The sequence below is a fragment of the Natronococcus sp. A-GB1 genome, from assembly GCF_029688845.1.
GTDB lineage: Archaea > Halobacteriota > Halobacteria > Halobacteriales > Natrialbaceae > Natronococcus.
The window spans coordinates 64,126-88,831 of the sequence record NZ_JARUKW010000014.1 but is presented as its reverse complement, the minus strand read 5'-3'; the positions used below and the strand labels follow the sequence as shown (position 1 = coordinate 88,831).

The following is a 24,706-nucleotide window of genomic DNA, read 5'->3' as shown; positions in this document are numbered from 1 at the left end:
CCGTCGACTGATAGCTCCAAAGAGTTAGTGTCGTCCTCGCCCTCCCCTCGAGTATGAGCGGTGATCGTCGGCGGGGAGGGAGTCGGGTCGCGACCGGTGGGCTGTACTGCGCTCACTGCGGGACGGGACTCGAGGCGTCGATGAACTTCTGTCCGGACTGCGGTCGTTCCACCAGCGACGACGGGTCCTCGGATCCGAACGTTCGCCCCGCCCTCGAGCGACGCGTCGCGGCCGCGATGCGAGACGGCTGGGAGCTCGAGCACGACTTCGGCGACCACGTCGTTATGGTCCGGCGATCCTTCGGCAGCGTCGACGCCCACCTCGTCGTCGCGGCGCTGACCGTCTGGTGGACGATGGGGCTGGGAAACGCCCTCTACGGCGCCTACCGGTACGTCGGCGACGCCGAACGAATGGTGTTGCGGGCCGAGCAGGCCAGCGACGAAGCGGAGACGGACTCGAGCTGGGCGACCGTAGGCCGGGTCGCCGGCGCCGGCTGTCTCGCGGCCGCGCTCGCGCTCGTCGGCTCGGCCGTCTTTCTCGCCGGCTCGACGATCGCGCCGGTTCTGGTCGCGGCCGCGATCGGACTCGCCACCGTCGGACTGGGGCTGTTTCCGGGCGTTCGGCGCCGGTTCGGACTTCGACGCTCCCCGTCGACGAACGGTTCGGCCAGAACGGTCGACGAGCGGTCGATCACCGACTACGACCGCCCCTGTGCGGCCTGTGCCGACCCCGTCGGTCGCGGGCTCGAGCGCGTCTACCGGAAGGGGTTCTACGTCCTCGGCGTGCCGGTGACGCTGTCTGAAGGGCGAAACGCCTACTGCAGACGGTGTGCGAACGCGGAAGCCGACGGCTCGCCGACGGTCGAGGAGATCACGATCCCGATCGAGGACTCGAGTTCGACGGAGCGAGAGACGGAACTCCGGCGCTGAACTCGTGAACCTGGACGCCCATCTCGCTGAGACGCTCGGTTACATCTCCCCCAGCCTCGGACCGATGACCGTCTAGATGACGCCCATCTCACTGAGACGCTCTGGGAGATACGTCTCCGTCACGAAATCGAGCCCGCGAGCCGCCAGCGACTGCTGTTCGGACTTCTTGCCGATCTCGAGCTGGAGCTCGATCTGTTCCTCCCAGTAGTCGGTCTGGAAGCGGGGGTCCTCGAGTTCGCTCTCTAAGGCGTTGATGTCCGAGTCCGACAGCGGATCCGTTGGCAGGTCGTACTCGACGATATCGGCGGGCTGGATGCCGATGTACTGAGCTTCTGGCGTCGCGAGGTACTCCGAGAGGTGGGCGGACTTGATCGAGCCGTAGGCGACCGAGCCGTAGATTCGGTACGACCACGGGTCACCGTCGGCGAAGACGGTGACTGGAAGGTCGAGCTCGTCGTGGAGCCGTTTCGTGATCCGCCGGGTCGCACGCGCGGGCTGGCCCTTGAGGTGGACGATCAGGGCGTTGTACTCCTCGTCGAACCCGTTCTCGACGAGTCGATCGCGCATCCCACCGGTCTCGACGGCGAGGATAAAGTCGGCGTCGGCGTCGAGGAACTCGATCGTGTCCGGGTTGTTCGGGATCTGGTAGCCGCCCTCCCCGACGTCCTCCTGGCAGTGGATCTCGCGCTCGCCGCGGCGGGTCTGCTCGCGGAGGTGCAGCGGCCCCATGATCGTCGCGCCGGACTCCTCCGGGCGCATGTGGAAGTCCTCGCGGGTGACCCCCGAGACGATCTCCAAGTCCTCGATGAGCCCGTTGGATTCGTCCTGATCGTTGAACTGGGCTTCTTTGTTATCCCAGCTCTCCGAGAGGTAGTACAGTTCACGCAGCGTCGAGGAGCGATCTTCCTCGAGCTGGTTCGCGAGGAACTCGATCGTGTAGACCGCCTTGAGCAGTTTGCGGGCGCCACGAACGGAGTTCGCCGAGCGGGTCGACTCGCGGTCGCCGTACACCCAGACGTTCTTCTCCTCGTCATACTCGATGTTGCTCTTCGTCCGCGTCGGCACGGACATGTGGGGGATCTCGCCCAGCTCGAACTGGTCGTAGAACTGTGCGGCGAGATCGAGCAGCTGTTCTCGGGCCTGCTGGTCGGTGTCTGCACTCATTGGTTTGTTACGGTGAGTTTCGCGCTTTCGACGCCCTTCACGTCGAGGTCGAACGCGGCGTCGTCGTCGACCTCGTACTCGAGGATGGCCTCGTCCTCGCTCGATACCTCGGGTTCCCACTTGACGAACCACTCGCCGTCCATCTCGACGGCGGTCGCGCCGTCCGAGAGGTTGCGGGGTTCGGCCGAGACGATGTCGGTGACCTCGAGCGACTCGTTCGTACTCGAATGGTTCTCGACGACCACGGAGACGGCCTGACCGTCGCCGTTGGCCTCGATTCGGCGCTCGACGAGCACGTTGTTCATGATGCGGGCGATGGCGTCGTCGATGTCGGGTTCCTCCCGACCCGTGACCTCCGCGACCTTCTCAGCCATCTCCGGGAGGATCTGTCCGAGGACGTTCTGTTTCTTCCGGCGTTTCTCCATCGAGCGGCGCTTGCTGAGGAAGCTCTTGAGTTCGCGGGCGGCCTCGCGGATCGCGAGTTCGATCTCGTCTTCGATCGCGGGGACGTTCGCGACGGCGTCTTTCGACTCGCTCGTGAACGGGACGTTCGTCGAGGCGACGTGGACCATGATGACGGCGGGGCCGTTGGGCATCCCCGAGCCGCCGGGCTGGTCGAGCCCGTAGTTTCGCCAGCCGATCGATTTGACGACGTCGGTCGTCGCACACGCCCCGCGCTGATAGACCAGCGGAACGCGGTTGGCGAAGCGAAGCACGTCGGCGCTTCCCTCGGCCGGAATCTCGCCGCCGTAGGCGATACCGGCCTCGACGACGAACGGGTCGCCAGAGTGGACCTCGGCGTCTCGAGTTGCTGCAGCGTAGAACTCGGCGTCGAACTCCTTCTCGAGGCCCGCCCGGATGAGGTCGTCGGTGATCGGCGAGAGGCACCGCGTCGGCGGCGCCATGATGTCGGTCGCCCGCATCGCATCGACGAGGTCGCTCGTCGCGTCGCGGTCGCCCGCGAGCTCTCTGACCAGCGGCGGGTCGTCGGGGACGGTCACCATCATGTCCCAGACCGCCTCGGTCACGTTCTCTCGAGCGGTGTCGCCGAAGGACACCTCGTCGTATTCCTCGGTGAGGTCGGCCGCGCGGTCGACGTGTTCGCGGAGCTGTGTGCGGGTGAGGCGGTGGCGCTCGTCGTCCTCGTCCTCGAACTTGGCCGCGAGCCGGCTCGCGAAGCCGTGGATCACGTCGTCGTCCTTGCGGGTGCTTGTCGCCCCGTCGGCGATCTCGTAGCAGTCGGTGACGAGACGGGACTCCGCGACGGCGTCCTCGTCGGGGTCGGCGGTCTCCTCGGGGGCGTCGATCAGCGCGTTCCAGACCGCGTCGGCGGCGTTCTTCTGAACCGTCTCGCCGAAGGCCGTGCCGTGTTCGTCCTCGGCGGCGTCGGCCGCCTCGGCGACGAGGTCGAGCAGTTCGTGGTGGGCGATCCGCTCGCGGTTAGCGACGGCGTCGGCGATGGCATCGGCGAAGGCGGCCGTCGGCTCGGCGCCCTTGTTCGCGGTCGCCTCGGAAACCGCTGCCCCGATGTCGATGCCTTCGGTTTCGTCGGGGGAACTCCAGCGCATCTCGCGGCCGTAGTGGCGGTCGCGGAACGCGTCGATCACCGAGTCGGCGGTCTTCTTCCCGACGCGGGTGAACTCCTCTTGGAGAAAGCCGGAGATGGTCTGGGAGTCCGTCGCCGAGAGCATCTTGATCACGGTGCCGAGTTCGACCCCGTGAGGGTGGGGTCGGATCTCCTCGGTTTCCTCGGGGAGCTGGTCGGTTCCGCGTTCGAATTTGAAGTGAGCGTTCGGTTCCTTGAGCTCGAGCCTGGCGTGGGGGTTGACGACCGCCGTGTGCTTGACGTAGTCGTGGAGCTGCTGGCGGGCGCGCATGTTGCCCTCCATCTCGAGTTCGATGCGGGTGCCGTGGGGACGATCCCAGCTCGTGGTCTCCTCGACGCTGATCTCGGGCTCGTTCTCGTCGGTGTCGACGATGAGTTCGAAGTACTCCGCCTCGCTCGAGCCCTGGGTTCGGCTGGTGATCTTCGCGGGTTTCCCGCTGGTCAGCTGGGAGTAGAGCACGGCCGCGGAGATACCGATCCCCTGCTGGCCGCGGGACTGTTCGCGGGCGTGAAAGCGGGATCCGTAGAGCAGCTTCCCGAAGACCTTCGGGAGCGACTCCTTCGTCAGTCCGGGGCCGTTGTCCTCGACGATCAGTTTGTAGTAGTCGCCCGACTCCTCGATCTCGACGTAGATATCCGGCAGAATACCGGCCTCCTCGGCGGCGTCCAGAGCGTTGTCGACGGCTTCCTTGACGGCCGTGACGAGGCCTCGAGCACCGCTGTCGAAGCCGAGCATGTGCTTGTTCTTCTCGAAGAACTCGGCGATGGAGATCGCTTGCTGGCTCTCGGCCAGCTCCTCGGCGATCCCCGACTCCTCGCCGAGTGTCGACTGGAACGACGTCATCGTCTCCCCCTACAAACGGCGAGGGTAAAAGGCGTACGCTACCGCGGTGAAAGTGAACTATCGCGAGCCGCTCTCCTCGGCGGCGTCGTCGGGACGGGGCACCGAGTCGTCGTCGTCGCCGATCGGCGGCCAGTGCCACGCGTCAGCCTGGACGACGCCCAGCAGGTTCCGCCGACGCTCGGTCAGCTCCGCGACGGCGTCCTCGAACTCCCCGTCGTCGACCGTCGGAATATCGTCCTCGCGGAGTCGCTCGAGGTCCGGCTGCGGGGGGACCTCGTCGGCCGGTTCGATGAAGGCGGTCTCGAGCGTGTCGAGGTAGCTGTCCGTGCTCGAGCGGGCGTTCTCGACCAGGGCCGGGTTGAGCTGGGTGTCGTCGTCGACGCCGTAGCGAAACAGCGTCATGGCCTCGTCGAAGATCGGGACGGCCATCGCCGAGGCCCGCTCGCCCTTCTCGCTGTGGTAGTAGTGAAGGATTGGGTACGCTTTGTGTTTATCCGCGAGTTCGGAGAGATCCGAGGCCAGCGACTCGACGGGGAGGTCCAGCCCGCCGAACTTCTCGTCGCTCCAGCCCGCGCGGACGAACTCCTCGCTTCGCTCGCCGAGCCCGGTGACGCTGTTGGCGAACGCCCGCTTCTCGGAGACCGCGCCGAGGACGGTCAGGATATAGGAGACGCCGAGCGTGACGAAGGCCATCCCCGTCGCAGTCGTAAAGGAACTCGCGATCTCCCAGGTTCCCGAGGTCGGCGAGTAATCGCCGTTTCCGTTCGTGAACATGGTGTAGGCGACGTAGTAGAAGTGTCCCGTCCAGTCCGCGGGCTCGCCCGTCTGCGGGCTGATGAGTGCGGTGTCGCCCCCGGCGAAGAGGAACGTCCAGCCGAACCACAGCAGCGCGATCCACATCGCGAGCGTCAGCGTGAGGATCAGCGGCCCGGCGATGCTGAGCGCCTTCGAGTGATCGCCCGTCAGGATCCGGAGCCCGCGCCAGACGCCCGTCGTCAGCCGACCCGAGAGCGGACCCGAGCCGCCGTCGACCCACAGCGTCGTCCAGATAATATCCACGATGACCGCGATCAGCACGACGATCCCGAGCGCGAGGTACAGCGGTTGCATTTTCAGGGGGTACGGACTCGAGCCCCGTCAACGACACCCCGGTTACTGCACCGCCGGGTGAACGAGTTCGGACTCGTCGCTATCGGTCGTCCTCGACGATATCGGCCAGCACCCGTGCAATCTTCCTGTTGGTCTGCGGACTGTAGTGGCCGCCCTCGCCGCGCTCGACGTACAGCGACTCGACGTCGCCGCCGCCCGAGAGGTGAGTCGCCATGTCGACCGTCTCGAGATCGTCGTACTCGGTGTCGAGTCGCTCCATGAGATCGCCGTAGATCGGGCCGTGCTCGGCCTCGTACTTCGCGTACCGGAGCTGCTGGACCATCACGAACACCGGGGTGAACTCCTGCTCGTCGGCGTAGTCGACGAACTCCCCGATCAGGGCGTCGAACAGGTCCTCGTGGGTGTCGAACAGCCGCTCGTGGTAGCGAACTCGGGGCCGTTCCATCCGGAGTTCGGTGCGATTTTTGGCGTCGTCGAAGTCGACTCCTGGGATCGCTCGCCCGGTTCGTTTCTCGAGTTCGATTCCACCCTCACAGAGCGCGTGGCGGACGTTCTCCGAATCGTCGAGCAGGTCGGCGGTGTAGGGCCGCGAGGCGTGGTGCGGTTTGAACCAGTGGTCGTAGTGGAAGTCGTGTTCACGCAGGAAGTCGGCCTTCGACTCCAGATCGAGCAGGTCCTCCTTCTCCTCGATCGGACTGTCGATGCGCTTCAGGGCGCCGTCCTCGAGTGTGTAGCGGGGTTTGACCGCTAAGATGTTGCCGAACTCCTGGTAGTGTTTCCACACCGAGAGGATGCGGGCGATCGAGGAGGCGGTGACCACGACGAAGACGTAGTCGGTCTCCTCCTCGGGGTACTGGCGTTTCATCCGCATCAGTGCCTGGTCTAACCCGTAGTTGCCGCCGCCGTAGTTGGCGACGTGGGTGTCGAGTTCCTGGGACAGGTAGTGCTGGAACGTCTCGTCGTCGTCGACCTCCCGGCAGAAACAGTAGGAGTCGCCGTAGGTCGACACCGTGACGTCGTCGTCTTCGCCCCGATCGTTCGCGCGACAGACGCGGCTGCCGTACTCGTCGGTCGAGTAGGTGACGACGCTGCGGACCTCCTCGCCGGGGAGGTGGTCGCCGGTGTCCTTCTGTTTCTCCCGGTCGGGCTGGGGGACCCAGCCCAGTTCGGCGTCGAAGCTGCTGAACTTGCCTAGCAGCTCGCGATCGATCCCGGGGAACTCCTCGGTCGCGACGGAGGGATTTCGCTCGAGCGCCCGATAGGAGAGCCGCTCGAGACCGACCGCTGCCACGAGTACCGCAACGCCTAACACGACGTACGGAAGCATTCTGCCGGTGATTTCGGAGCGAGGTGGAAGTCCGTTGGGCCGGCAATGGCCACCGCTGGCCGACCAACACGCGCTTGCGGTCACCGAACGACGGTTACCGGAACCGGCGAGTGTCTGACGACGACCTCCGCGACACTGCCCAACAGGAGTCGCGTCACGCCCGACCGACCGCGACTCCCCATCACGACGTGGTCGAACGCACCCTCCTCGGCGCAGTCGATGATTTCCTGGGCCGGCGAGCCGATTCGACTTCGCTTCTCGAGGGAGACGCCGTGCTCGTTCGCAATCCGCTCTGCACCGCTCAGTTGCTCGTCGGCCTCCTCGCGAATCTCCTGGAACTCCTCGTCGGCGTCGTCGGCCGCGTTCGGGATCACCGGCTGTGAGGCGGTGTCGACGACGGTCAACGCGAGGAACTCGCCGTCCGAAAACAGCTCGATTGCGTACTCGAGGGCCGCTCGAGCGGGATCGGAGCCGTCGAACGGAACGAGGATCCGGGGTGGCATGATATCGGGAGACTAGCCCGGGACGCTCTTGAGTCTGGTACCTGATCGACAGGTTACAGGGGCAATCGCCGATCCGAACCCCCAGGGTTCGAGCGGTCACAGCGCGAGGTACGGGCCGACGCCGAGCAGGACGACGCCCAGCGCGACCTTCAGTCGCGCTGGATTGACGACGTGAGCGATCTTCCAGCCGACGACGACGCCGAGCAACAGCGGCGTCCCGACGACGACCGCCAGCGGGAGGAGGACGTCGCCCTGGACGGCGTAGCCGGCGGTCGCGAACACCGCGATGAAGATCGACTGGACCTGCGCGACCGCGACGGCCAGCAACATTGGGACGCCGACAAGCACGAGCGCCGGCACCGCGAGGACGGGGCCGCCGATCCCCAGCAGGCCGCTGGCGACCCCGAGAACGAGCCCCAGCCCGCCGAGCGCAATCTGCCCCTCCCGGGTCAGCGGATCGACGTCGACGATCGGCGTGAACCCCCGGCGCTCGCGGTAGAGGATGACCCCGCCGACGGTCATCGCGACGCCGCCGAGCAGGATCCCGAACAGCGACCGCGAGACTAACGGATTGATCTGGGAACCGAGCAGGGCGCCGAGGACGCTCGAGAGACTGAGGACGATCGCGATCGCGCGGCTCTCGCCGGTTTTCATCTCGCCGGAGTAGAGGTAGGCAACGCTGCCGACCAGCCCGGTGACGATGAACGTCGCGTGGGCGGTGCCCGCAACCTGGCTCGAGGGAAGGGGCGTCAGCGAGTAGAGCGCGATCGTCACGAAGATGCCGCCGGGTCCGATGGTGGTGATGCCGATCCCGGAGAAGAAGGCGATACAGACGAGCAGTAGCGCGAGCGCGAAACCGAAGGGTAACTCGAGCATCTGGAAGCGTTGTCGGGTCGATTAACTCGGGAGGCCTGACTCTTCCGATTGCATCTCCGGCGTCGATACCGTCGGAATGGGACGCCGGACGGTGGGAGAAACGGCGGATCGAACCGGAGTCTCGTCCGAACGTCCTCGCCCGCTACAGCAGCTCGAAGACGGAGCGAGCGAGGTCTTCACCCGTTACGAGCGACGTGAGGAACAGTACGACGACGGCCGTCAGGAAGACCGCCTGCTCGAGCCGTGACGGGTCGAAGTACCGGCGGACGGCCGCGAACAGCGCCAGCGCGGTCAGCGGAAGTCCGACGACGCCGTTGACCGCGGGCATCAACAGCGCCAGGTCGACCGGCGTGAAGTCGGTGAAGGCGAGGATCGGAATCGCCAGCGCGACCGAGATCCCGATCAGGAAGTGGACGGTGCGCCGAAAGTGCAGATCGCCGAACTGGGTCGAGATCCCCGAGGACTGGGGCACCATGAATCCGGCGGCAAACAGCGTTCCGGTGGCGCTGCTGAAGGAGGCGGCGCCGACCGCGAGGATGAAGAGGCCGAGGACCCACTCGCCGATCATCTCGACCAGGGGTTCGGCGGGCGTGGTAAACGCCAGGTCGGCGTCGGGCATCGAGATCGCGGCTGCGACGATCACGGTCGCACTGAGCGCGATGACGGCCGCCAGTCCGACCGTGTGATCGCGTCGGTAGCGCGAGACGTCCCAGTTTTTCTCGTGTTGCATGCTCGTCTGGATGAAGAAGTTCGGGTAGTAGACGGTCGTCCCGAGCAGGGCGATAATCATCGTCATGTACTCGATGTCCCCGACGATCTCGGGGACGAACCCGCCGGCGATGCCCGTCGCGGGCGGCTGGAGGTTCGCCACGATGACGAGATAGGAGGTGAAGATCGCGAACACGAGCGCCGCGATCACGCCTTCGATCCGGCTGTAGACCCGGAGTTCGACCAGTGCGATTCCCAGCGCTGCCGAGACGATGACCGCGACGTACAGGTTCGACAGCGGCGTGAGGTAGACGAGTGCAGCCCCCGCGAGGGCGTAGTTGGCCACGCTCCAGAACTGCATGATAAACGAGATCCCGAACGCGAACGGTTTCGCCGTCCGCTCCCCGAGAACGTCCCTGATGTAGGTCATTAGCGGACGGTCCTCGGCGGCCAGGCGCGCGGACATTTCGTGCATCACGAGCCCGACGCCGAGCCCGAGGGGCAACACCCACAGGAGGCCGTATCCGAACAGGAGTCCTGCCTCGGTCAGGATGTAGACGGAACCGGCGCCGAAGATGTTCGCTGCGAACAGGAGGCCGAGCCCGTACTGGTGAACCGTTTCCTTCGCCCGCTTAAACGGCACGTCGACGACAGAACTGGTTTGACCCATAAATCGAATCTCACCCTGAACCGCGCTGGAGAGTCGGCGTCGTTCGGTGCCGACTCTCCGACAACTGCTCGCCGTGGATCGGATTCCGAATCACCATACCAGAACCGTCGGGCGTGATTCGTTTGAGAAGACAGCCTGAGATGGCGTATGTTTGGAAGTATATTAAAGAAACTCCAACTCTTCTCCGACCGCCGACCGGGACGCTTCTTGGCACCTGTTTCGGTGATAGCCGTTGTACACCGGTCAGGCCTCGTCGACGACTCTCGACGCGCTCGCGCGCGTACGCGAAGTTTTATACCCAGCCGGGCGCTACCCGAAAACAGGTTTCTCATGTCCCAGGAAAGCGAGTACGGCGCCGGACAGATCCAGGTCCTTGAGGGCCTGGAGGCTGTGCGAAAGCGACCAGCGATGTATATCGGCTCTACCGACGCGCGGGGGCTTCACCACCTCGTCTACGAGGTGGTGGACAACTCGATCGACGAGGCCCTCGCCGGTCACTGCGACGACATTACCGTCACCATCAACGCCGACGACTCGGTGACCGTCTCCGACGACGGCCGCGGGATTCCCGTCGACACCCACGACGAGTACGAGCGCCCCGCACTCGAGGTCATCCTGACGGTCCTCCACGCGGGCGGGAAGTTCGACAACAAGTCCTACCAGGTGTCGGGCGGGCTCCACGGCGTCGGCGTCAGCGTCGTCAACGCCCTCTCCGAGCGGCTCGAGGCGGAAGTCAAACGCGACGGTGCGGTCTTTCGCCACGCGTTCGAGGCGGGCGAGCCCGTCGGCGATATGGAGCGTGCTCGCGACATGGACGACGACGAGGAGACCGGGACTGAGATCACGTTCTGGCCCGATACGGGCGTCTTCGAGACCGGTGACTTCTCGTTCTCGACGCTGTCGAACCGCCTTCGAGAGCTCGCCTTCCTCAACTCCGGCGTTCGCATCACCCTCCGCGACGAGCGCCAGGAAGCCGAGGATGACGAGGCCATCGAGGAGACCTACGAGTACGAGGGCGGTATCCGCGAGTTCGTCGAGTATCTCAACGAGACGCGCTCGGTGATGCACGACGACGTCATCTACTTTGAGGACGAAGAACAGAACATCCAGGTCGAGGTCGCGATGCAGGCGACCGAGGACCTGCAGGGCTCGATCCACGCCTTCGCGAACAACATCAACACTCGCGAGGGCGGGACCCATCTCACCGGGTTCAAGACCGCGCTGACCCGGGTCGTCAACGACTACGGCAACGAGAACGACCTGCTCGGCGATATCGACGGCAACCTCACGGGCGAGGACATCCGCGAGGGACTGACCGCGGTAATCTCGGTCAAACACCCCGACCCGCAGTTCGAGGGCCAGACGAAGACGAAACTCGGCAACAGCGAGGTTCGGGGGATCGTCGAGGGCGCGATGCACGAACAGCTGGGCACCTACTTCGAGGAACACCCCGACACCGCCCAGGCGATCGTCCTCAAGGCCGTCGAGGCCGCGAAGGCCCGCAAGGCCGCCCAGAAGGCCGAGGAGCTCACGCGCCGGAAGTCCGCCCTCGAGTCGACCTCCCTCCCTGGTAAGCTCGCGGACTGTCAGACGAAAGACCCCGATGAGGCCGAACTGTTCATCGCGGAGGGTGACTCCGCGGGCGGCAGCGCAAAGCAGGCACGCAACCCCGAGTTCCAGGCCGTCCTCCCGATCAAGGGGAAGATTCTCAACGTCGAGAAACATCGCCTGGATCGCATCCTCGAGAACGACGAGATCCGCAACATGATCACCGCGATCGGCGCGGGGATCGGCGACGAGTTCGATATCGACGACGTGCGGTACAAGAAGATCATCATGGCGACGGACGCCGACGTCGACGGCGCCCACATCCGCACCCTGATGCTCACGTTCTTCTACCGGCACATGCGACCGCTGCTCGAGGGCGGCTACGTCTACGCGACCCAGCCGCCGTTGTACCGCATCCGCTATCGCGGCGAGACCTACGACGCGATGACCGACGCCGAACGCGACGAAATCGTCGAGGAGGTCTGCGACGGGAATCCGACCCAGGTCCAGCGGTTCAAGGGACTGGGCGAGATGAACCCCGAACAGCTCTGGGAGACGACGATGAACCCCGAGAACCGCATCCTCAAGCAGATCACGGTCGAGGACGCGGCCGCGGCGGACAAGATGTTCTCCGTGCTGATGGGCGACGCCGTCGAACCGCGCAAGCAGTTCATCAAGGACCACGCTCCCGAGGCGGAGTGGATCGACATCTGAGGTAATCGAATGCACGAGACTACACGAAGACGAGACCGAGACACGGTGAGTATCCACGCATGAGTTCGGAAGTACCCGATCCCACCGATATCGAGGCGGCCTCGATCGAGTCCGTCCGGATCGAGGACGAGATGGAGCAGAGCTACATCGACTACGCGATGAGCGTCATCGCGGGCCGGGCCCTGCCCGACGTCCGGGACGGCCTCAAGCCGGTTCACCGGCGCATCCTGTACGCGATGCACGAACTGGGCGTTTCCTCGGGTAGCAGCCACCGCAAATCCTCCTCGATCGTCGGGGAGACGATGGGTGACTACCACCCCCACGGCGACAGCGCGATCTACGACACCCTGGTCCGAATGGCCCAGGACTTCTCGATGCGCTACCCGCTGGTCGACGGCCAGGGGAACTTTGGCTCGATGGACGGCGATCCGGCTGCTGCACCCCGGTACACGGAGGCCCGGATGGCCCCCGTCGCCGAGGAACTCCTCGAGGACATCGGAAAAGATACGGTCGACTTCTCGGCGAACTATGACGACCGCCTGCAGGAACCCGACGTTCTGCCCGCGGCGTTCCCGAACCTGCTGGTCAACGGCTCCTCGGGGATCGCGGTCGGGATGTCGACGAACATCCCGCCGCACAACTTAGGCGAGGTGATCGACGCGACGATCGAACTGATCGACAACCCCGACGCCACCGTCGAGGAGCTGATGGACCACGTCAAGGGTCCCGACTTTCCGACCGGCGCGAACATCGTCGGTCGCGACGCCGTCTACTCGGCGTACAAGACCGGCCGCGGACGGGTTCGAGTCCGCGCCGAGTTCGAAGTCGAGGAGTGGAAGTCCGGTCGCGAGCGGATCGTCGTCACCGAACTTCCCTTCCAGGAGAACAAGGCTCGCCTCGTCGAGCGCATCGCCGAGGACGTCACTGAGGGCGACCTCGAGGGGATCACCGACCTGCGCGACGAGTCCGACCGCGACGGCGTCCGTATCGTCATCGAACTCAAGCGCGGCGCGAACGTCGACGTCGTGAAGAACAAGCTCCTCGAGAGCCACCTCGAGAAGACGTTCGGCATCATCAACCTCGCACTGGTCGACGGCCAGCCACAGGTGCTCTCGCTCAGAGAAACTCTGCAGGAGTACGTCGACCACCGCCGCGAGGTCGTCCGCCGGCGCAGCGAGTACGATCTCGCGGAGGCCGAGGACCGAGCGCACATCCTCGAGGGGCGGCTGAAGGCCGTCGAGAACGCCGAAGACGTCGTCGAGCTGATTCGCAACAGCGAGGACCGTTCCGCGGCCAAAGCGGGGCTGCAGGACCAGTACGGGTTCTCGGAGGAACAGGCCCAGCACATCGTTCGGATGCAACTCGGCAGTCTCACCTCGATGGAGGCCGCCGAGATCGACGAGGAGTACGAGGAAGTCCAGGCGGAGATCGAACGCCTGACGGAGATCCTCGAAAGTGAGTCCGAACTGCTGGAGGTCATTAAGGACGAACTTCGTGAGATCAAAGATGAGTACGGCGACGAGCGCCGGACCTCGATAATCGAGGACCAGGGGACGGTCACTCACGAGGACCTCATTCCGGAGGAGGAGGTCGTCGTCGTGATGACCGAGGACGACTACGTCAAGCGGATGCCGATCGACGATTTCGACCCCCAGGGCCGAGGCGGAAAAGGGATCATCGGCGCGGACGTGAAGGACGATGACCGCGTTTCGACGGTGTTCCGGGCGAACACCCACGACTTCCTGCTTTGCTTTACCAACCAGGGGAAGGTCTACCAGCTGAAGACCTACGAGATCCCCGAAATGGGCCGGACGGCCCGCGGGAAGTCCGCGGTCAACATCCTCGATCTGGACGCCGACGAGGATATCACGGCGATCGTCGACACCGATGCGTTCGGCGACGACGAGTATGTGACGATGGTCACCAGAAACGGCTACGTCAAGCGGACTGCCGGCGAGGAGTTCGACAACATCCGCTCGACGGGGATCATCGCCGCCGATCTCGAGGAGGACGACGAACTGGTCGACGTCGAGGTCACTGACGGCTCCCAGGACCTGGTGATCGCCACCGAAGGCGGGATGACGATCCGCTTCGACGAGGGCGAGGTCCGGGCGATGGGACGAAACGCCCGCGGGGTCAACGGGATCAAGCTCACCGACGGCGACGCCGTCGCCGGACTGGTCGCGACCGACGAGGCCGACGAGCGCGCGCTACTGACCGTCACTCGGAACGGGTACGGCAAGCGAACGCCGCTCTCGGAGTACCGGACCCAGTCCCGCTACGGCAAGGGGCTGATCGACATCAAGACTGACGGGCGGAACGGACACGTAGCCACCGTCAAGGCCGTCGACGCCGACGACCACCTCGTGATGATGAGCGAGCGCGGTCAGATCGTCCGGACACGGGTCGACGAGATCTCGACCGTCGGCCGGAACACGATGGGCGTGATCGTCATGGACGTCGAAGACGGCGACGCCGTCGCGAGCGTTGACGTCCTGCCGGCGGCCTCGGTGACCGACGAGAACGAGCACGCCGACGCGAACTGACGGCACCGCAGCCCGGTTTTCCGGGAGGAAAGAACGGACGACAGATCGGGGAATCGAGAGAACGGTTCCCAGTCAGCTAGTGGCTTGGTTCCTCGGCCGGCGCGACCATATCGTCGATCCGGAGGATGAGGATGTTGTTCGTATCGTCTCGTCCGTCGAGGGTCCCCTCAATGACAAGCTTCGACAGCGGCGTCGGGCCGACCGTGACCGAGTCACCTTCCTCGATCCCGTCCGAGGTGCCCTGCATGTGAATCTCCGCCCGGCAGAGTTCGGGGTGGTGGACGCTCGAGAGGTCGATCTCCTCGACGATGATGCCCTCGAGGGGTTCACCCTCGTGTTCGACGGGGACGGAGGCGGGGTCGTCCATCTGCTGGATCTCGAGGGCCTCGAACGCGGCGGCGGTCGGCTTGTAGCCGCCTTTCGGACCGGGAACGCCCTCGACCAGCTGGAGCGCCTTCAGGCTCTGCATCTGGTTGCGGATAGTGCCCGGGTTGCGGTCTACCTGTTCGGCGATATCCTCGCCCTTGATCGCGTCTTCCGATTCCTTGTGCAAGTTCGTCAACGCGCGGAGAATTTTCTTCTGGCTAGGGGTGAGTTCGATTGATGACATGCTGTATTCTTCGTGATTGATTTCCTTAAACCCGACGGGTAGGTCGGGACGTTCGGTCGATTAGGAGGTAGCTGCCCGACCCAGTAATCAGTTTCCTTTCCGCCCTCTGTGGAATTCGGGCTACAGCCGCGTCATCGTGAACGGGTCAGCCGGGGAGGATCCACCCCTCCACGATGACGTCCTCGAGCACGAACATGAGCGCGACGCCGGCGACGAACGTCACGGCGTTGAGACGCGTCACGATCGTGTCGGCGTCGAAGCGAATGAGTTCGGCGAGCTCGACCAGCACCTGCAGGATCGCGCCGATCGCGATCGCGTAGAAGATCACTGCGAGCAGCGCCGAGTCGGCGAGACTGCCGATCCAGCCGCCCAGGATCACCGGACCCCCGGCCAGTACGCCCATGATGGCGAAGTGGTGAAGCGGCGGGCTCGCCGTATCACGGGCAACCGCGGCGACGACGGTCGGGCCCTCCATGATGTTGTGCATGACGAATCCGATCACCAGGAGCATCACGAGTTCGCCCTGGCCGAGAACGAACGCCGTTCCGATGGCCAGCCCCTCACCGATGCTGTGGAGGCCGAGCGCGACGGCGACCAGGTAGGCGACGTGGAGGCCGCTCTTCTCGGCGCCTGTCGCCACCGTCCGCTGGCGCCACCTGCTGAGCGCGTACATGATCCCGAACGTCACGGCTACACCTCCGACCGCGGCGGCTACCGCGAGCGACGTGCTCTCGAGTTCGCCACCGTAGTCGAAGACCTGCTCGGTCATCTCGAAGGCGATAAAGGCGAGGACGCCGGCCGAGAGCGCGAGAAACGCGTGGATGAACCGATACTCCAGTGCGCGAATGAACGGAAACCAGAGCATTCCGATCGCGACCGGAACGATCCCGGCCAGGAAGCCGATGATCGTGAGCATCCAGAGGATATCGACGGTGCTCGCGTCCGCCATCGATCCGAGATCACCGAACGGCGAGGTAACGACCAGCAGGGCGAGCACGGCCGCCAGAACGACGAGCGGAGCGATAGCGAGAACCCAGTGCGGGACTCGTTCGTGTATCGGCAACTCGTTATCCATACTGCCACACCTTGATCTGAACGCGTCGCTGATTCATTACGCATCCTTTAGACGCGTCTAATCATATGCCTTTCTCAGTTATCTTTCGACTGAGACTAATCAAATGTCGGCGACAAAACGACTACGGTTCGGAATCGTAACTTAGCCTTCGGCCTCGACTGGTCGGGCGACGCGAACGTGATGAGCGACCGTCTCGGGGATCGATACCGGCTCGTCGTGTACACTCGAACGGGCCGTCACCATGCCGAAGGGTGCGACCTCGAGGATCTCGAGTTCGACCCCCGGTTCGATGCCGTGGTCGGCCAGGTACGAGAGGATCTCCGGATCGCGGTCGGCGACCTCCTCGACGACGACGACGTCGCCTTCCTCGAAACCGGCGATAGATTCGCCCGTTCGGCGCTCGGGTGGCTCGAGGTCCGCGCTAGGGATCGGCGACCCGTGGGGGTCGACCGTCGGCTCGTCGAGCGCGGCCGCGACGCGAGCCTCGAAGTCCTCGCTGATGTGGTGTTCGAGCCGGTCGGCCTCCTCGTGGACCTCCGACCAGTCGTAGTCCAGGTGCTCGGTCAGGTAGGACTCGAGCAGCCGATGGTGGCGAACGACCTCGAGCGCGACCGTCTCACCCTCTTCGGAGAGGGTGACGCCGCGGTACTTCTCGCGGTCGACGAGCCCGCGTTCCTCGAGTTTCTCGAGCATGCTGGTGACGGTCGGCGACGTAACGTCCAGTTCCTCGGCGATCGCCGACGTCTTGATCCGGTCGTCGGTCCCCTGCTGGAGCTGGTAGATCGCCTTGAGATAGTCTTCCATCACGTCGCTCAGCATCATTTCGATCGGTTTTCGAGCCGTCTAACCCTAAACCTATCGCCGCCGAGATTCGACGTGAACCGGCACGAACAAAACGGTGCTCCCGAAAGGGATCGTATGGGACAGACAGTGCGAATCATCGGCGCGCCGATGGACTACGGGGCGAACCGTCGCGGCGTCGACATGGGTCCGTCGGCGATCAGGTACGCCGGACTGGCCGACGAACTCGAGGGTGCGGGCGTCGAACCGGTCGACGCCGGCGATCTACACATTCCGCGGGCCGAGGAGCGTGATCCGGACGCCACCCAGCCCCGCGAGGGGAACGCGAAGTTCCTTCGCGAGGTCGGCGACGTCTGCTCGCGACTCTCCGAAGAGGTCGCCGAGACGCTCGACGACGAGGAATTCCCGCTCGTGCTGGGTGGCGATCACTCGGTCGCGATCGGCTCGATGACAGGCGCCTCCCGAACCGCGGAGCTGGGTGCGATCTGGTTCGACGCCCACGCCGACCTCAACACGCCCGAATCCTCCCCGAGCGGGAACGTCCATGGGATGCCACTCGCCGCGGCACTCGGCTGGGGGGCGTTCGACGAGATGGAGTGGGCCAGCGCCCGGAACCTCCGCGAAGAGTCGATCGCGTACGTCGGCCTCCGCAGCATCGACGAGCGCGAACGCGAGTGGATCCGCGACAGCGAGATGACCGCGTTCACGATGGCCGATATCGACGAGCGAGGGATCACGAACGTCGTCGAGGACGCCCTCGACGTCGCGACCGACGGGACCGACGGGATCCACGTCAGCCTCGACCTCGACTGGCTCGATCCGAAGGCGGCCCCCGGCGTCGGGACCCCGGTTCGTGGCGGCGTCACCTATCGGGAGGCCCACTCCGCGCTCGAGCGGGTCTCGACGCGAAACCGGCGCGACGACGTCCTTCGCTCGATGGACGTCGTCGAGGTAAACCCGATCCTCGACGAGCGAAACGAGACGGCGACGCTCGCGGCCGACCTCACGGCGAGCGCCTTCGGCAAGCGGATCCTCTAAGCTGCGCTCGCTCGGGCAGACTCCGAGCGTGTGAATCTCACTCTCGGCCGTTCCTGTTTCAACACCTTTGTATCGGAGTGTTTCAGAGTGACACGTATGACCGAGAACGTCGTCGTACTCGGCGCCGGCTACGCCGGGGCCGGTGCGGTCAAAACGCTTCAATCGGAGCTCGATGACAACGCGCGCCTGACCTGGATCGCCGACGTCGACTACCACCTCGTCCTTCACGAATCCCACCGCGTGATCCGTGATCCCGACGTCCAGGAGGATATCACGATCCCCGTCGAGGAGATCGCAGCACCCTCGACCCGGTTCGTCGAGGACGAGGTCACCGGTCTCGACACAGACGAGCGAGTCGTCGAACTCGCCGACGGCGAGGACGTCGACTACGACTACGTCCTCGTCGCGCTGGGAAGCCAGACCGCCTACTACGGCATCCCCGGCCTCGAGGACCACTCACTGACCCTCAAGGGCCTCGACGATGCCCTCCAGATCCACGAGGCCGTCGTGGAGGCGAGCCGTGAGGCGACCCGCGGCGACCCCGCCCAGATCGTCATCGGCGGCGCCGGTCTCTCGGGTATCCAGACCGCCGGCGAAATCGCCGAGTTCCGCGACAACCACCGCGCGCCCCTCGAGATCCACCTTGTCGAGGCCTTGGAGGAGATCTTCCCAGGCAACGATCCGGAGATCCAGCAGGCGCTTCGAGACCTGCTCCAGGACGCTGGCGTCCAGATCCACACGGACGATCCGATCACCGAAGCGAACGACGACGTGATCCACTTCGACGAGGGCGAGCCCCTGAGCCACGACGTACTCGTCTGGACCGGCGGGATCACGGGCCGGGATGCCCTCGAGACGGCCGACCTCGAGAAGGAGCACAACCGCGTCAACGCCGGTGCGAACTTCCAGACGTCGAACGAGCGCGTCTTCGCGATCGGCGACTCCGCGGTCGTCGACCAGGGCGACCGACCCGCACCGCCAACGGCCCAGGCCGCCTGGCAGGCTGCGGACGTCGCCGCCGAGAACATCAACCGCGCCATCCAGAACCGACCGCTGAAGACCTGGGAGCACAAGGACAAAGGGACCGTCGTCTCCGTCGGCGACAAGGCCGTCGCCCACGGCGTCAAGCCGGCGTTCGGTCTCGCACTTCCCGTCGACACCTTCGGCGGCGCCCCCGCGAAGAACCTGAAGAAGGCGATCGCCGCCCGCTGGATCGCCGACATCTCCTCGGCGAACCGCGCTCGAAAGGCCTGGCCGTCCCTGTAGCTTCGAAGTCGTTCGATCAGTCCCCGGCGAGCGATTCGGCGTCCATCGGACGGGCCGGCACACCCGCCACGGTTGCTCCCGGTTCGACGTCCCGCGTGACTAGGGAGTTTGCCGCGACGCTCGCGCCCGCGCCGATCTCGACGCCCGGTAACACGATCGCGCCCGCGCCGATCATCGCCCGCTCGCCGACGACGACCTCGCCCGTTCGGTACTCCTCCTGAAGGAACTCGTGACACAGCAGCGTCGCATCGTAGCCGACGATCGCGTGATCCTCGACGGTGATCAGCTCGGGCCAGAACACGTCCGGCGTGGCCTCGAGTCCCCAGGAGACGCCGGTGCCGACGGTGGTACCGATCCGTCGGAGCAGCCAGCGCTTGAGCCGCAGGCTCGGCGAGATCCGGACGAGCCAGACGACGACGTAGTTGATCGCGACCCGGAGCGGGCTACGCGCTCGAGTCCAGTGGGCGAGGGAGTTGGCGACACCGGGTGTCCGGTGGCTGCGCACGCGGTCGTGGCGGGAGGGCGTCTCGTCGGTCACTGCGGGGAATGTTCGGACTGTCGCGACATGAAACCGACCGGTTTCGCGGTCTTCACTCGGGTACACTTCGTCTCGAGGGCGGGTCCGCACTCGAGCGCTCCCCGGGAAGCCCGACTTTCTCGCGGAAGCGCTCCCCCGAGAGTTCACAGCGGTAGGCGGGTTTGAACATCATGTTCGCACCGCCCTCCCGGACGTTCCACGCGGACTCGATCTCCTCGCGCAGGTAGTACTGGGCCTGGACGTTACCCTCCCTGACGTAGTAGTCGCTGATCCGGATCGGATCCCTGTCGAACAGTCCGCCCGGCTCGCCGCCGTCGACGATCACGACCGGCTTCTCGAGGTAGAGCTCGTCGCCCCGCGCGCGCTTGGCGTGGGCGTTCTCGGGGTGGGCCTCGAGGATCGCTCGCCGCTCCTCGTCCGACTGTTCGGGGGTGACGACGGCGACCGAGTCGACGGTGAAGTAGCCGATCAGGTAGCGGTGAGCGCGGTCGCCGCCCGGTCGCCGGAGCCCGGCGTAGAAACCGACGACGTCGCCGGGTTCGAGGCCGCGCAGCCGGGAGACGTAGCCGCTGGTGCGGTGTTCGCCGTAGGTCAGCGCCTCGAAGTTGGGATCGCGGTGGAGCGGCCAGGATTCGAGGTCGTCGCCGGAAACGGGCTCACGGCCGCCACGGACCGGCTGGGGTTCGATTCGGGTCGTGAGATCGGCCGCGACGCCGTCGTCGCCGCGCAGCGCCCAGGAGCCGAGCGTCTCCGTCTCCGTCGTCTCATGGGTCTTCTCCGGGATCGGGACGTACTCGAACCGTCCGTCGTCGTACAGCGGCCCGAGCGCTCCGAGGTTCGTGCTGTCGGCGCCAACGCCGGCGAGAACGACCGTCATAGCCGATCCCTCCGCAACGAACGCCGATAAAGCCGCCGGTCGGGGCCGACAGAGTCCGACTCGAGCGAGCATTGGTCGCTCTCGGGTCGTGTCGGACGTGAGCCATACCTACACAACGTGGTGAAGGCTACTCAACCGTCGAGTTCCAATCGGTTGCCAGTGCGCGAGTTCGTCGAGTGCAGCGACTGCGAGTTCGTCTTACTGGCGGGGGGCGGCTCCGAGCCCGTTCCGAAACGCCAGGACGTCTGCCCGAGGTGCAACGGAACCGAATTTCGATTCTCCGACGGAGGATCTGCCGAATAAGAACGATTCGCACAGCAGTCTACGACCGTCGCGTAGTCCGACCCGGACTGACGGTCAGCGGCTGCTACTGCTCTCGTCGGGCGGTCCGAGCACATCGACGACGCGAAGCGCTCGCTTCTCGCAGCCACAGCCACTCGTGGAACTGATCGGACGAATCTCGCCGTCGGGTCGGCGCCAGACGGCACAGACCTCGCCGCAGTTCTCACAGACGGCGGCTCGCTTCTCTCGGTTTTGCGTCGTCATCGTCGAAACGCCGGGTCGGGGTGGTGGTCGGTAGGTGGTGGTGTGTCACCGGTAACGCTTCCCGGCATCGTTCGCTACTCGCGACGAGCGTATTGAACCGGGTGATCGTCCGCTCGAGTTACCGATCGTTTATCGGAATTGTCGTGACTTTCTCCACGCCATCCCGAACCCGTTCGGATCCCACTTTCGTCGTCCGGTCTGCGAACGGTCGGGTCGGCGATCCTGCCACTATCCGCGTCGATCACCGAATCAGCGCGCGCACTCGAGACGACACGCCGACCTCGGCTGCTCTCCGCGTTCACTACGACGATACGAGCGCGTTCTGAACGGTGTTCTCGTCAGAATCCCACTGCCGACGCGTTCAACGCGGGTATTACCGTGGTTGATGATCCCTCGAGTCGACCTCCCCGGTGAAATACGCCGGCACTCGACTTCTGCGGCTCACGTTTTTGCTCGCGTCAAAAGAGAGAGTACGGGGACTCGCTACGCTCGCCCTCGTATCCCCACGTTCTCTCCGAAAACAGTGGGACCACGGTCGCAGCAAAGCTGCTCCCTGCTCCCATTTCCACTCCTCACGTCACAACGGTCGCTCCGCTCCCTCGTTCGTTACGTCGTGAAAATGGGACCGCCGAGAATTGAACTCGGGTCCTACGGACCCCATCCGCAGAGGATACCACTACCCCACGGTCCCGTACCTTGACCGATGGCCGTCTGCCGTTTAAGCGTGTCGTTTCGACTCGAGACTGCCGTCCGAACTCAGACCAGCACTCGCTCGAGGTCGACGACGGTTCCCGACTCCGCGTCGGAATCGCCGACCAGTGTGCCCAGACAGACGGCGGCGCCGTCGGACGTGAAACAGGCCACCAGCGACCCTCGCTCGGCGTCGTCGGCCTCGAGCACGCCGGGCGCGTAGACGGGCGCACCGGTCGCGACCTGCTCGGCCGCGCTGTCGGCGATCGTCACTCGAGGGATGTGCTCGAGGATGCGCTCGGCGGGCTCGACCACGTCGTACAGAGGCTCGGGGTCGTCGTCCTCGAGCCAGAACGCGAGCGCGTCGTAGAACGCCTGTGCCGTGTGCAGCGTCGAGTCGTCGAACGGCGTCGTCGACGTCCGGCGGAGGTGGCCCATGTGGCCACCGGTGCCGAGTGCGAGCCCCAGGTCGTGACAGAGTTTGCGAACGTAGGTTCCGCTCTCGCACCTGATTCGCAGGAGCAGCCGACGATCCTCGACCTCGAGGACGTCGAGGTCGTAGATCTCGCGTACCCGGAGCCGACGCGAGACGGCGCTCTTCCGGGGCGGTTTCTGGTAGATCGGTCCCTCGAACTCGCCGGCGATCGACTCGGCGTCTCCCGGCACCGAGCCGTGACACTCGAGGACGGCGACGTACTCCTTTTCGCCCTCGAGGAACGTCTGGGCGAGTCGGGTCGCCTCGCCGAGCATGACCGGCAGACAGCCCGTTACCTTCGGATCGAGGGTGCCGGCGTGGGCCGCCTGGTCGATCGGCTCCGCGCCGTGTTTGGTGAGGGCGTCGGCGACCTCGTCGCGGAGCCAGCCGCTGACCTGGTGAGAGGACGGTCCCGGAGGTTTGTCGAGGTTGACGACGCCGAAGCGCAACAGTTCGGCGGGCGAACGCTCCTCGGGTGGACCACGCAACGCCATCAAAACTTGTAGTCTGCGGTGACGGGCGCTTTCCCCTCGTCGCCGTCGGCCTCGTACTCGTCGACGGCGGTGACGAGCATATCGAGGACGGCGTCCGGATCCCAGCGGGCCGTGTTCACCGAGAGGTCGTAGATCGTCAGATCCCGGATGTCGATCCCGTAGTACTCCTGGTAGCGCTGGGCCTCGCTCGCCTCCCGGGCCTCGGTCTCTTCGGTTGCTCGTCGTGGATCCTTCTCCTCACGTTCGGCGATTCGCTCGCCGCGGACCGACGCCGGCGCGTCGAGCCAGAACCGGAAGTCGGCGTAGTCGCCAGCGAGCCAGCCCGCCAGCCGCGACTCGAGGACGAGGTCGTCGTCCTCGATGGCGATCTCCCGGAGTCGGCGGTCGAGGTCCCGGTCGATCTCGTCGTTCTCCTCGGCCAGCTTGTTGAACTCGAGAGGGGTGTAGCCGCGTTCGTCGGCCAGTTCGCGGAAGATGTCTCCGCCGCTGACGTGGTCGAGATCGAAGGTGTCGGCGAGTAACCCCGCGGTTGTACTCTTCCCGCTTCCCGGCGGGCCGGAGACGGTAAGTAACATATTCGAACTGCGGCGGGGCGGGTAAAATGGGTTTTGAATCGGTCGACGCCTCGAACTCGGTCGCGCGGGGAGTGTGTCCGTGCTTTACGTACTCGAGGGCGTCATGTCGATGTTCAACGCCTTCCGTAGCAGCTGGGTAAAGCCCATCGAGCACAGGAAGTACCAGACGATCCAGGCCCACATCGGTCCGAGCAGCCCCTCGTCAAGCGCCACCTCGCCGACGAGCGGCATGATCATCATTCGGTCGGCCTCGGTGATGTGGCCGCCGAGGATTTTCCAGTACATCCAGAGGAACAGCGGGATGGTAAACAGCATGATCCAGACCATCGGCCGGAACTGCTCTTTGAACATCCCGAGGTTGTCGGCCATCGCCTCCATCTGTTCCTCGCGGACCTCCTCCATCTCGTTCTCGAGGCGCTCGATCTCGGCCTCGCTCGCGTCGCGTTCCTCGGCTTCCTTCTTGCGCTCGCGGACGTCCTTCTGTTTCTCCTGCATCGCCTTCATCCGTTCCTGGTACTTGCCGATCCGCTCGGGGTTCATCAGGTTCGCCTGCAGGAGCGTCGAGTACAGTCCAGTCAGCAGCGCGACCGAGAGGATTACCGCGTAGAACGGCAGCGCCGCGTCGAGCGGGCCGAACACGAGATCGATCGTGCCGCCGACCGTGTTCCGGACGGAGTCGAGCCAGTAGCCGATCATCAACAGGACGGAGCCGACGGCGGCCAGCTTGTCCCACTGCGACCAGCTCGCGGCATCCTCGTCGATGTCGACGTCCGGCACCCCGCCGCTGACGTCGCCGTCGCCGTCGAGGGCCTCGTCATAGGCCTCGCGGTCGGCGATTTCGAACCCCTCGTCGCCGTCGACCAGCACCCCCTTCTCGATCAGTCGGCCCCACTGTCCGCTGGTCAGATCGTCGTTGACGTCTCCCCACTGAACCTCGCCGCCGTTCCTGTCGGCCTCCTCGCGGACCGCCTCCAGGGCCTCCGTTATCGAGGAATCCTCGCGGACGAGGGCGTTGATCTTCTCGGCTGTACGCGTCATCTGCCAGAGGCTAGGGTACGTCCGATATACAAGTGTTTTTCTTCGCGTGCCCGAGTCCCGACCGGACTCGAGTCTCGGTCGGTTGGCCCGGGCGACGTCTTCGATCGTCGCCCTCTCGATACTACTCCGGTGGGAGAC

General features: G+C 65.2%; 21 protein-coding genes and 1 tRNA gene. 5 read left to right on the top strand and 17 right to left on the bottom strand.

Translation table 11 applies throughout. The features are described from left to right. Positions 1–53: 53 nt before the first annotated feature. Positions 54–929, top strand: a complete 876-nt coding sequence (locus tag QA600_RS16255) for a zinc ribbon domain-containing protein (protein WP_278292992.1) — start codon at positions 54–56, stop codon at positions 927–929. 72 nt (positions 930–1,001) lie between these two features. Here QA600_RS16255 and QA600_RS16250 read toward each other — a convergent pair whose 3' ends face one another. From QA600_RS16250 to QA600_RS16220, 7 genes are all read right to left on the bottom strand, one after another. Next, positions 1,002–2,093: a DNA topoisomerase IV subunit A gene (locus QA600_RS16250; RefSeq protein ID WP_278292991.1), complete on the bottom strand. Its 1,092-nt coding sequence runs from the start codon at positions 2,091–2,093 to the stop codon at positions 1,002–1,004. Beyond that, entirely contained in the window at positions 2,090–4,543 is a 2,454-nt protein-coding gene (locus QA600_RS16245; protein WP_278292990.1) for a DNA topoisomerase VI subunit B, read from the bottom strand. Before QA600_RS16245 ends, QA600_RS16250 begins: the two co-directional genes overlap by 4 nt. Positions 4,544–4,600: 57 nt before the next feature. Next, positions 4,601–5,653, bottom strand: a complete 1,053-nt coding sequence (locus QA600_RS16240) for a potassium channel family protein (protein ID WP_278292989.1) — start codon at positions 5,651–5,653, stop codon at positions 4,601–4,603. A 79-nt stretch (positions 5,654–5,732) separates the two neighbouring features. After that, a complete protein-coding gene (locus QA600_RS16235; protein ID WP_278292988.1) occupies positions 5,733–6,980 on the bottom strand; it encodes a hypothetical protein in 1,248 nt (415 codons plus the stop codon). Between the two features lie 80 nt (positions 6,981–7,060). After that, positions 7,061–7,483, bottom strand: a complete 423-nt coding sequence (locus tag QA600_RS16230) for a universal stress protein (RefSeq protein WP_278292987.1) — start codon at positions 7,481–7,483, stop codon at positions 7,061–7,063. Between the two features lie 96 nt (positions 7,484–7,579). Further along, the gene (locus QA600_RS16225) at positions 7,580–8,359 is read right to left on the bottom strand and encodes a sulfite exporter TauE/SafE family protein (protein ID WP_278292986.1); all 780 of its coding nucleotides are present in this window, start codon (positions 8,357–8,359) and stop codon (positions 7,580–7,582) included. 142 nt (positions 8,360–8,501) lie between these two features. Beyond that, positions 8,502–9,737 (bottom strand): divalent metal cation transporter, encoded by a 1,236-nt coding sequence (locus QA600_RS16220; protein ID WP_278292985.1) that lies wholly within the window; start codon positions 9,735–9,737, stop codon positions 8,502–8,504. Positions 9,738–10,067: 330 nt separating this feature from the next. Here QA600_RS16220 and gyrB point away from each other — a divergent pair, with 330 nt between their 5' ends. Together gyrB and gyrA are read left to right on the top strand one after the other, a co-directional pair. Further along, a complete protein-coding gene (gyrB, locus tag QA600_RS16215) occupies positions 10,068–11,999 on the top strand; it encodes a DNA topoisomerase (ATP-hydrolyzing) subunit B (RefSeq protein ID WP_278292984.1) in 1,932 nt (643 codons plus the stop codon). A gap of 59 nt (positions 12,000–12,058) precedes the next feature. Further along, positions 12,059–14,545 carry a DNA gyrase subunit A gene (gene gyrA / locus QA600_RS16210; protein WP_278292983.1) on the top strand — a complete coding sequence of 829 codons (2,487 nt, stop codon included), beginning with the start codon at positions 12,059–12,061 and terminating at the stop codon, positions 14,543–14,545. 76 nt (positions 14,546–14,621) lie between these two features. Here gyrA and QA600_RS16205 read toward each other — a convergent pair whose 3' ends face one another. The 3 genes from QA600_RS16205 to QA600_RS16195 form a co-directional block, all read right to left on the bottom strand. Continuing rightward, on the bottom strand, positions 14,622–15,155 hold the full coding sequence (locus QA600_RS16205; protein ID WP_278292982.1) for an Rrf2 family transcriptional regulator: 534 nt from the start codon (positions 15,153–15,155) through the stop codon (positions 14,622–14,624). Between the two features lie 145 nt (positions 15,156–15,300). Beyond that, positions 15,301–16,230 carry a metal cation transporter gene (locus QA600_RS16200; RefSeq protein ID WP_278292981.1) on the bottom strand — a complete coding sequence of 310 codons (930 nt, stop codon included), beginning with the start codon at positions 16,228–16,230 and terminating at the stop codon, positions 15,301–15,303. Positions 16,231–16,371: 141 nt separating this feature from the next. After that, on the bottom strand, positions 16,372–17,052 hold the full coding sequence (locus QA600_RS16195; RefSeq protein ID WP_278292980.1) for a metal-dependent transcriptional regulator: 681 nt from the start codon (positions 17,050–17,052) through the stop codon (positions 16,372–16,374). A 96-nt stretch (positions 17,053–17,148) separates the two neighbouring features. Here QA600_RS16195 and rocF point away from each other — a divergent pair, with 96 nt between their 5' ends. Then, positions 17,149–18,069 (top strand): arginase, encoded by a 921-nt coding sequence (rocF, locus tag QA600_RS16190; protein WP_278292979.1) that lies wholly within the window; start codon positions 17,149–17,151, stop codon positions 18,067–18,069. Positions 18,070–18,165: 96 nt separating this feature from the next. Further along, positions 18,166–19,335, top strand: a complete 1,170-nt coding sequence (locus QA600_RS16185; RefSeq protein WP_278292978.1) for an FAD-dependent oxidoreductase — start codon at positions 18,166–18,168, stop codon at positions 19,333–19,335. Between the two features lie 16 nt (positions 19,336–19,351). Here QA600_RS16185 and QA600_RS16180 read toward each other — a convergent pair whose 3' ends face one another. The 7 genes from QA600_RS16180 to QA600_RS16150 form a co-directional block, all read right to left on the bottom strand. Continuing rightward, entirely contained in the window at positions 19,352–19,873 is a 522-nt protein-coding gene (locus QA600_RS16180) for an acyltransferase (RefSeq protein WP_278292977.1), read from the bottom strand. 52 nt (positions 19,874–19,925) lie between these two features. Continuing rightward, a complete protein-coding gene (locus QA600_RS16175; protein ID WP_278292976.1) occupies positions 19,926–20,750 on the bottom strand; it encodes a hypothetical protein in 825 nt (274 codons plus the stop codon). Positions 20,751–21,107: 357 nt separating this feature from the next. Then, positions 21,108–21,296: a hypothetical protein gene (locus QA600_RS16170; RefSeq protein WP_278292975.1), complete on the bottom strand. Its 189-nt coding sequence runs from the start codon at positions 21,294–21,296 to the stop codon at positions 21,108–21,110. Between the two features lie 620 nt (positions 21,297–21,916). Continuing rightward, positions 21,917–21,987 (bottom strand) — tRNA-Pro (locus QA600_RS16165). Positions 21,988–22,052: 65 nt separating this feature from the next. Then, the gene (locus QA600_RS16160) at positions 22,053–22,955 is read right to left on the bottom strand and encodes an RNA-guided pseudouridylation complex pseudouridine synthase subunit Cbf5 (protein ID WP_278292974.1); all 903 of its coding nucleotides are present in this window, start codon (positions 22,953–22,955) and stop codon (positions 22,053–22,055) included. Continuing rightward, on the bottom strand, positions 22,955–23,530 hold the full coding sequence (gene cmk / locus QA600_RS16155) for a (d)CMP kinase (RefSeq protein ID WP_278292973.1): 576 nt from the start codon (positions 23,528–23,530) through the stop codon (positions 22,955–22,957). The genes QA600_RS16160 and cmk overlap by 1 nt, the downstream gene beginning before the upstream one ends. An 84-nt stretch (positions 23,531–23,614) precedes the next feature. Then, positions 23,615–24,568 carry a DUF106 domain-containing protein gene (locus QA600_RS16150; protein ID WP_278292972.1) on the bottom strand — a complete coding sequence of 318 codons (954 nt, stop codon included), beginning with the start codon at positions 24,566–24,568 and terminating at the stop codon, positions 23,615–23,617. Positions 24,569–24,706 lie beyond the last annotated feature (138 nt).